This window comes from Nocardioides sp. (genome assembly GCF_050699375.1).
Taxonomy (GTDB): Bacteria; Actinomycetota; Actinomycetes; order Propionibacteriales; family Nocardioidaceae; genus Nocardioides.
The window spans coordinates 1-7,641 of record NZ_JBOHDN010000171.1 but is presented as its reverse complement, the minus strand read 5'-3'; the positions used below and the strand labels follow the sequence as shown (position 1 = coordinate 7,641).

Below are 7,641 nucleotides of genomic sequence, written 5' to 3'. Positions count from 1 at the left end.
CGACCGTGCCGCTGACATCGCCGACCCCTGGCCGGCGCCCAGAGCGCACGGTCCGGTCGCGGCGACGGTGTCGCTGCCGGGGAGCAAGTCGCTCACCAACCGTGCACTGGTGCTGGCCTCGATCGCGGAGGGGCCCAGCGTCGTACGCCGTGCTCTTCGCTCTCGCGACACGATGCTGATGGCGGCGGCGCTGACCTCGCTCGGCTCACGGGTGGACACCTCGAGCGACGACTGGGTCGTGACCCCCGGGGCCTTCGGCGGGGATGCCGAGATCGACTGCGGTCTGGCCGGGACGGTGATGCGTTTCGTACCTCCCGTGGCCGCGCTCTCCACCGGCAAGGTCGCCTTCGACGGCGACCCGCACATGCGCAACCGGCCGGTCGGCGAGGTGCTGGACGCGCTCCGCGACCTCGGCGCGATCATCGAGGGCGAAGGGCTGCCGTTCACGATCCACGGGCACGGCGCCATCCACGGCGGGACCGTCGTGGTCGACGCCTCGGCCTCGAGCCAGTTCATCAGCGCGCTGCTGCTGGCGGGTGCTCGCTATGAGAACGGTGTCGACGTCCAACATGACGGCAAGCCCGTGCCGTCCCTCCCCCACATCGACATGACCGTCGCGATGCTGCGCGAGCACGGCGTCGCGGTCGACGACTCCGACGCCAACCGGTGGACGGTGGCGCCGGGGCCCATCCAGGCGCTGGACCGCACCATCGAGCCGGACCTTTCCAACGCCGCGCCGTTCCTGGCGCTGGCCGCCGTCTCGGGCGGCACCGTGACGGTGCGCGACTGGCCACAGGCCACCGACCAGCCTGGCGACTCGCTCCGCGAGATCCTGACGCTGATGGGCTGCACGGTGCAGGCCACCGACGACGGGCTCACGGTGACCGGACCGGAGCAGCTCACCGGCGTCGACCTGGACATGCACGACATCGGCGAGCTGACCCCCGCGGTCGCCGCGCTGTGCGCGCTCGCCACCACGCCGTCGCACCTGTCCGGCATCGGTCACATCCGCGGTCACGAGACCGACCGGCTCGCCGCCCTGGCCCGGGAGCTCGGCGCCCTCGGGGCCGACGTCACCGAGCACCCGGACGGCCTGACGATCCGGCCGGCCGCTCTGCACGGCGGGGTCTTCCACACCTACGCCGACCACCGGATGGCCCACGCCGGGGTGATCCTCGGCGCTGCCGTCGACGGTGTCCTGGTCGAGAACATCACGACCACCAGCAAGACCTTCACCGACTTCGCGCCCTTCTGGGCTGGCCTCTTCTGAGCACCCTGATGGCGAAGGCACAGCGGCGTTTCGGCACCGAGGACATCGAGCACTACGACCGTCCGCGGAGACGTACGAGGCCACGTACGAAGGATCGGCCGAGCTATGACGACGCCGACCTCGGACGGGTGATCACCGTCGACCGGGGCAGGTTCACGCTCGTCATGGACGACGCCCCCGAGGTCGAGGTGTGGGCCGTGAAGGCGCGGCCGCTGGGCCGCAAGGGCGTGGTCGTGGGCGACCGGGTGAAGGTGGTCGGAGACACCTCCGGGTCCGACGGCGCGCTGGCTCGCATCGTCGAGCTCGAGGCACGGACGACGGTGCTGCGGCGTACGGCCGACGACGACGACCCCGTGGAACGCGTCGTGGTCGCCAACGCGGACCAGCTCGTGATCGTCACCGCGATCGCCGACCCCGAGCCGCGGACCGGGTTCATCGATCGGGCCCTCGTGGCGGCGTACGAGGCCGGCATCGATCCGCTGCTTTGCATCACCAAGGCCGACCTGGCCGACCCGGAGTCGCTGGTCTCGACCTACCGGTCGCTCGGGGTGCCGTGGGTGGTGACGCAGCGCGGTGGCGACGTCAGCGCACTCAAGACCGCGCTCGACGGCAGGACCTCGGTGCTGCTGGGGCACAGCGGGGTCGGCAAGTCGACGCTGGTCAACGCGATCGTGCCCGACGCCGACCGCGAGATCGGCCACGTCAACGCGGTCACCGGACGCGGACGGCACACCTCGACCTCGGCATTGATGCTGCGCCTCCCGGGCGGCCTGACAAGCTCGACGACAGGCTCGACGACCGGCGGCTGGATCATCGACACCCCGGGGATCCGTACGTTCGGCCTCGCCCATGTCGACCCAGCGCAGCTGATCGTCTCCTTCCCCGATCTGGCCGAGGCGATCACCGATTGCCCCCGCGGTTGCACGCACGCCGCCGGCGAGCCGGAGTGCGGTCTGGACGCGGCGATCGAGTCCGGCGGGCTCGATCCCGAACGGGTCGTGTCGTTCCGCCGGCTGCTCGAGGCGCGGTCGGCACCGGCGTACACCCTCTGACCTGGGTCGATCCGAAACTCGGGTCGCTATGCCCCGGGCGGTGTATTCGTGGGGAACCGGTTACCTGGTGCTGGTTCGCAGCAGGACCGATGCCACTACAGTGGACCCTCGTGGCGAGCACTCCTGACTTCAACGACGACCTGCGGCTGGCTCATCTGCTGGCCGACGACGCCGACTCCCTGTCGACGTCGAGGTTCAAGGCGCTCGACCTGCACGTCATGACCAAGCCCGACCTCACCCCGGTCTCGGACGCGGACAAGGCGGTCGAGGAGTCGATCCGGCGTACGCTCTCCCGCGCGCGTACGCGTGACGCGATCACCGGCGAGGAGTCCGGCTCGTCCGGCTCCTCCAGCCGGCGCTGGATCGTCGACCCGATCGACGGGACCAAGAACTTCGTGCGCGGCGTGCCGGTCTGGGCGACCCTGATCGCGCTCGCGGTGGACAACGAGGTCGTGATGTCGGTCGTCTCCGCGCCCCAGCTCGGGCGACGCTGGTGGGCGGCGAAGGGGCAGGGCGCCCACACCGGCAAGTCGCTGATGAAGTCGACCCGCTGCGAGGTCTCCGACGTACGCCGCCTGGAGGACGCCTCGCTGTCCTACTCCTCCCTGCACGGCTGGGAGGAGCGCGATCGCCTCGAGGACTTCCTGGCACTGACGCGGAGCTGCTGGCGCACCCGGGCCTACTCCGACTTCTGGTCCTACATGCTGGTCGCGGAGGGTGCGGTCGACATCGCCGTCGAGCCTGAGCTCGAGGTCTACGACATGGCCGCGCTCGACATCATCGTGCGTGAGGCCGGCGGCCAGTTCACCTCGCTGGCCGGCGACCCGGGACCGTGGGGCGGCAACGCGCTCGCCACCAACGGACACCTGCACGACGCGGCACTCTCGTTCCTCGGCGGCCTGCCGGATGGCAGCAACGACGCCGACTGGCCGGCCGCGCAGCCCGGATCGGTCACCGCGTTCCGCCGTCCGGGAACCGAGTAGGCGCGTTCCCGAACAGACTCTGGCGTGAGGCACGTCACGGCCGCTACCGTTGGTTCATGAAGATCGCGGACGTACTCACTCGCAAGGCGATCGCAGAAGTCGTCACGATCGCATCATCAGCCACCGTGCGTGACCTGATCGGGGTGCTCTCCGAGCACAGCATCGGAGCCTGTGTCGTCAGCGACGACGGCGCCGGCGTCGACGGGATCGTCTCCGAGCGCGACGTGGTGCGCCGCCTCCACGACAACGACGCGCTGCTCGCCGCCGAGGTCTCCTCGATCATGACCGCCACGGTCGAGACCTGTGATCCCGAGGCCACCATCGACGAGATCCTGGGCATCATGACCAAGCGCCGGATCCGGCACATGCCGGTCGTCTCTGCCGACGGCGGCCTGGTCGGCATCGTCAGCATCGGCGACCTGGTCAAGCACCGCATCGACCAGCTCGCCTTCGAGCGCGACCAGCTCGAGGCGTACGTCCACCAGACCTGAGCCTCATTCACAGGTCTGCACAGGACCTGCACAACTTCTGCAGCCTTTCCGGCCGCTCGGGCTTCTAGCCTGAGCATGTGCCAGAACAACTGACCGTGTCACGCCGGGTCCTCGTCGTCGAGGACGAGCCGGTCATCAACCAGGCCGTCTCGGACCGCCTCGAGGCGGAGGGGTACGACGTCGTCCGCGCGTGGGACGGCCCCGGGGCGGTCTTCTGCTTCGAGGAGACCTCGCCCGACCTGGTCATCCTCGACGTGATGCTGCCCGGCTACGACGGACTCGAGGTGTGCCGCCGGATCCAGGCCGTACGCCCCGTGCCGGTGCTCATGCTGACCGCGCGTGTCGACGAGGCCGATGTGCTGGTCGGGCTCGGGGTCGGGGCCGACGACTATCTGACCAAGCCGTTCCGGGCCCGCGAGCTGGTGGCCCGGGTGAACGCGCTCCTGCGGCGGGTGGAGCGGGCCGCCGAGCTGGCGGGTTCGCCGCGGCGTACGGCTGAGATCGGCGGGCTACGGATGGATTCGGCCGCGCGCCGGGTGTGGGTCGACGGCGAGGAGGTCAGGCTCACCCCGACCGAGTTCGACCTGCTCGTCTGCCTGGCCGCCGACCCGGGCGCCGTGGTCACCCGCGAGCGACTGCTCGCCGAGGTCTGGGGCTGGAACGACGCCTCCGGAACCCGCACCGTCGACAGCCACGTGAAGGGGCTGCGCGCCAAGATCGGCTCCGCGCGGGTCCGGACCGTGCACGGCGTCGGGTATGCCCTGGAGGCCGGCGAATGACTCCGCTGGAGCGGGTCTCCTCGATCAAGGTCAAGCTCGGGCTCCTCGTCGCCGCGAGCGCGCTGGTGGCGGCGGTCGTCGCCTCCTTCGGGCGCGTCACCGGGGTCTCGCCGTGGATCTCGATCCCGGTCACGATCGGGATCGCGCTCGCGGTCACCCAGCTGCTGGCGGTGGGGATGACCTCGCCGCTGCGCCAGATGACCACCGCGGCCCGGCGGATGGCCCGGGGCGACTACTCGGTCTCGGTCCCGGCCGTCGGCGCCGACGAGGTCGGTCAGCTGGGCCGGGCGTTCAACACGATGGCCAGCGATCTCGGCGCGGTCGATCGCCAGCGCCGCGACCTGATCGCCAACGTCTCCCACGAGCTGCGTACGCCGCTGGCGGCTCTCACGGTCGTGCTGGAGAACCTCGTCGACGGCGTCGGGTCCGACCCGGGCGCGCTTCAGACCGCGCTCGGTCAGGCCGAGCGCCTCAGCCGGCTGGTCGAGGACCTCCTCGACCTGGCCCGCGTCGACGCCGGCAAGGCGCCGCTGAGCACGTCGTCGGTGGAGCTCGGGCCACTGCTGGAGACCTGCGTCGCGGAGGTGCGGGCCAACGGACGATCGGTGAGCTACGTGGTCGAGGCGCCGGCCGACCTGGTCGTCGATGCCGATCCCGACCGCCTCAGCCAGCTCGTCGTCAACCTGCTCGACAACGCCTCCCGGCACAGCCCCCGCGGCGGCGCGGTCACCGTGCGTGCCGGTCTCGACGGCGAGCGCTACCACCTCGAGGTGCTCGACTCCGGCCCCGGCATCGCGGCCGCGGACCGGGCTCGGGTCTTCGAGCCCTTCGGCACGCTCAGCGCCTCGGCCGAGGGAGGCGGGACCGGTCTCGGGCTCGCCATCGCCCGGTGGGTCACCGATCTGCACGGCGGCTCCATCGCCTTCCTCGACCCGCTCCCCGGCGCGACCGGCGCCCGGGTTCGCGTCGATCTTCCGCTGCGCCCGCCCGCACGCCCTGTTGTCACTCAGCTCACCCCCACCCACGAGGAGAACCAGATGCCGACCACTCCCCCAGCGGCGGAGCCCGCCGAGCCGACGCCCGATCTCACGAAGTCCGACGCGTCCGAGAACGAGCCGAAGCCGGCGTACGGCGCGCCCTCGATCCTCGACGACATCTTCGGCACCTACTGGCCGGACTCCGGAGTCGCCGGACGATTCGGCCTCTTCATCGGTGCCGTGGTGGCCGGTCTTCTCGGCGGGCTGCTGATCCCCGACCGCAACGCCGGACTCGGCACGGTCGTCGTGCTGCTCGCCGCCGGCGGAGTCGTGATGCTGGCCGGCCGGCATGCCCGGCCGGCGTCGGTCCCGAAGCGGACGACCTGGTTCCAGATCGTCTGCTACGTGCTGTTCGCACTGCTCTCCTCGGTCGCGGTGTTCCGCGACGCCGAGTGGATCGTCGTGCTGTGCCTGATCACCGCCATCGCCGTGCTGCTGTGCGCCTCCACGCTGGCGAAGACCCTGCTGGGGATCATGCTGACCGGGATCTCCTGGCCGCTGGCGGGGTTGCGCGGCATCCCGTGGTTGGGCCGGACGCTGACCAGCGTCTCCGGTCGCGGCCATGGCGCGGCGGTCGCCCGCACCACCGTGCTCTGCCTGCTCGGTCTGGTGATCTTCGGGCTGCTGTTCACCACCGCCGACGCCGTGCTGGGGAGCTGGGTGGACCGGTTCGTGCCGGATGTACGTCCCGACACCTTCGCCGCTCGGATCTTCATGACCGTCTTCGTCTTCGGGCTCGTGCTGGCCGCTGCGTACCTTGCCGTGAACCCGCCCCGGATCGACCGCAGCGAACGTACGTCGCAGCCCGTCGCCAACCGCTATGAGTGGCTGGCTCCGGTCGGTGTCGTCGTGACCGTCTTCGCCGCGTTCCTCATCGCGCAGGCGACCGCGGTCTTCGGCGGCGAGGACCACCTGCGGGAGACGACGGGGCTGACGTATGCAGAGTATGTCCACCAGGGGTTCGGGCAGCTCACCGTGGCGACCGCGTTGACCCTGCTGGTGATCTGGGCCGCCGCGCGCAAGGCGCCGGTGGTGACGGTCGCCGACCGGCTGTGGCTGCGGGTCGCGCTCGGGCTGCTGGCGGCCGAGGCCATGGTGGTCGTCGGGTCGGCGCTGTATCGGATGCACCTCTACCAGGAGGCGTACGGCTTCACTCAGCTCCGCCTGCTCGTGGACGTCTTCGAGGCCTGGCTGGGGCTGCTGGTGATCGCCGGGCTGATCGCCGCCGTGGCCGGCGGCGCCCTCGGCAGGGGCCTCTGGCTCGGCCGGTTCGCGCTGGTCAGCGGGGCCGTCGCGCTGCTCGGGATCGCCGCGATCAACCCGGACGCGTGGACGGCCGAGCACAACATCTCGCGCTATCAGGAGACCGGGAAGATCGACACCTCCTACCTGCGCGGTCTCTCCGACGACGCCGTGCCCGCGCTGGAGAAGCTCCCCGCCGACCTGCGCCGATGCGTACTCGCTCCGAACGACCGCGAGGGCGACTGGCTGGAGTGGAACCTCGGTCGCGAGCGGGCCGACAGCAGGAGCCCGGGCTACGACCCGTCGATCGGCTCCGAGGCCGACCCGGCGTCGGTGTGCCCGAGCGAAGATCGATACATAGACTGATCCCATGAGCCAGAAGCCAGAGATCGACTTCGTCGACCCGACCCCGCCCACCGACCTCGTCAAGCAGGACATCACCATCGGTGATGGCGAGGAGGCGACCGAGCGTGACCGCGTCTCGGTGCACTACGTCGGCGTGGCGCTGTCCACCGGCGAGGAGTTCGACGCGTCCTACAACCGTGGCGAGCCGCTCGACTTCCGTGTCGGCATCGGCCAGGTCATCGAGGGCTGGGACAAGGGCATCCTCGGGATGAAGGTCGGCGGCCGCCGCCAGCTCGTCATCCCGCCCCACCTGGGCTACGGCGACCGCGGCGCCGGCGCCGTCATCAAGCCCGGCGAGACCCTCGTCTTCCTCTGCGACCTGGTCAAGGTCGAGAAGTAGAGATCGTACGCAGCGAGGCGGTGACCCTTCGGGGTCACCGCC

The 7,641-nt window shown here is 70.8% G+C and carries 7 protein-coding genes; all 7 read left to right on the top strand.

All coding sequences use genetic code 11. The features are described from left to right. The first annotated feature begins 16 nt into the window (after positions 1–16). The 7 genes from aroA to ACRDPS_RS13020 all read left to right on the top strand — a co-directional run bounded on the left by aroA (position 17) and on the right by ACRDPS_RS13020 (position 7,599). Complete coding sequence (aroA, locus tag ACRDPS_RS13050) at positions 17–1,270, top strand: 3-phosphoshikimate 1-carboxyvinyltransferase (RefSeq protein ID WP_431502073.1); 1,254 nt, start codon at positions 17–19, stop codon at positions 1,268–1,270. Between the two features lie 8 nt (positions 1,271–1,278). Further along, entirely contained in the window at positions 1,279–2,322 is a 1,044-nt protein-coding gene (gene rsgA / locus ACRDPS_RS13045) for a ribosome small subunit-dependent GTPase A (RefSeq protein ID WP_431502072.1), read from the top strand. A gap of 110 nt (positions 2,323–2,432) precedes the next feature. After that, complete coding sequence (locus ACRDPS_RS13040; protein WP_431502071.1) at positions 2,433–3,305, top strand: inositol monophosphatase family protein; 873 nt, start codon at positions 2,433–2,435, stop codon at positions 3,303–3,305. Between the two features lie 56 nt (positions 3,306–3,361). After that, positions 3,362–3,796, top strand: a complete 435-nt coding sequence (locus ACRDPS_RS13035; protein WP_431502070.1) for a CBS domain-containing protein — start codon at positions 3,362–3,364, stop codon at positions 3,794–3,796. A 77-nt stretch (positions 3,797–3,873) separates the two neighbouring features. Next, the gene (locus ACRDPS_RS13030) at positions 3,874–4,575 is read left to right on the top strand and encodes a response regulator (RefSeq protein ID WP_431502069.1); all 702 of its coding nucleotides are present in this window, start codon (positions 3,874–3,876) and stop codon (positions 4,573–4,575) included. Next, positions 4,572–7,220 (top strand): DUF4153 domain-containing protein, encoded by a 2,649-nt coding sequence (locus ACRDPS_RS13025; RefSeq protein ID WP_431502068.1) that lies wholly within the window; start codon positions 4,572–4,574, stop codon positions 7,218–7,220. The genes ACRDPS_RS13030 and ACRDPS_RS13025 overlap by 4 nt, the downstream gene beginning before the upstream one ends. Before the next feature lie 4 nt (positions 7,221–7,224). Further along, positions 7,225–7,599 carry an FKBP-type peptidyl-prolyl cis-trans isomerase gene (locus ACRDPS_RS13020; RefSeq protein ID WP_431502067.1) on the top strand — a complete coding sequence of 125 codons (375 nt, stop codon included), beginning with the start codon at positions 7,225–7,227 and terminating at the stop codon, positions 7,597–7,599. The last annotated feature ends 42 nt before the right edge of the window (positions 7,600–7,641 follow it).

Coding starts and splice junctions, on each gene's coding strand:
- rsgA (WP_431502072.1), top strand. CDS start 1,279: ATGGCGAAGGCACAGCGGCGTTTCGGCACCGAGGACATCGAGCACTAC.
- ACRDPS_RS13020 (WP_431502067.1), top strand. CDS start 7,225: ATGAGCCAGAAGCCAGAGATCGACTTCGTCGACCCGACCCCGCCCACC.
- ACRDPS_RS13025 (WP_431502068.1), top strand. CDS start 4,572: ATGACTCCGCTGGAGCGGGTCTCCTCGATCAAGGTCAAGCTCGGGCTC.
- ACRDPS_RS13035 (WP_431502070.1), top strand. CDS start 3,362: ATGAAGATCGCGGACGTACTCACTCGCAAGGCGATCGCAGAAGTCGTC.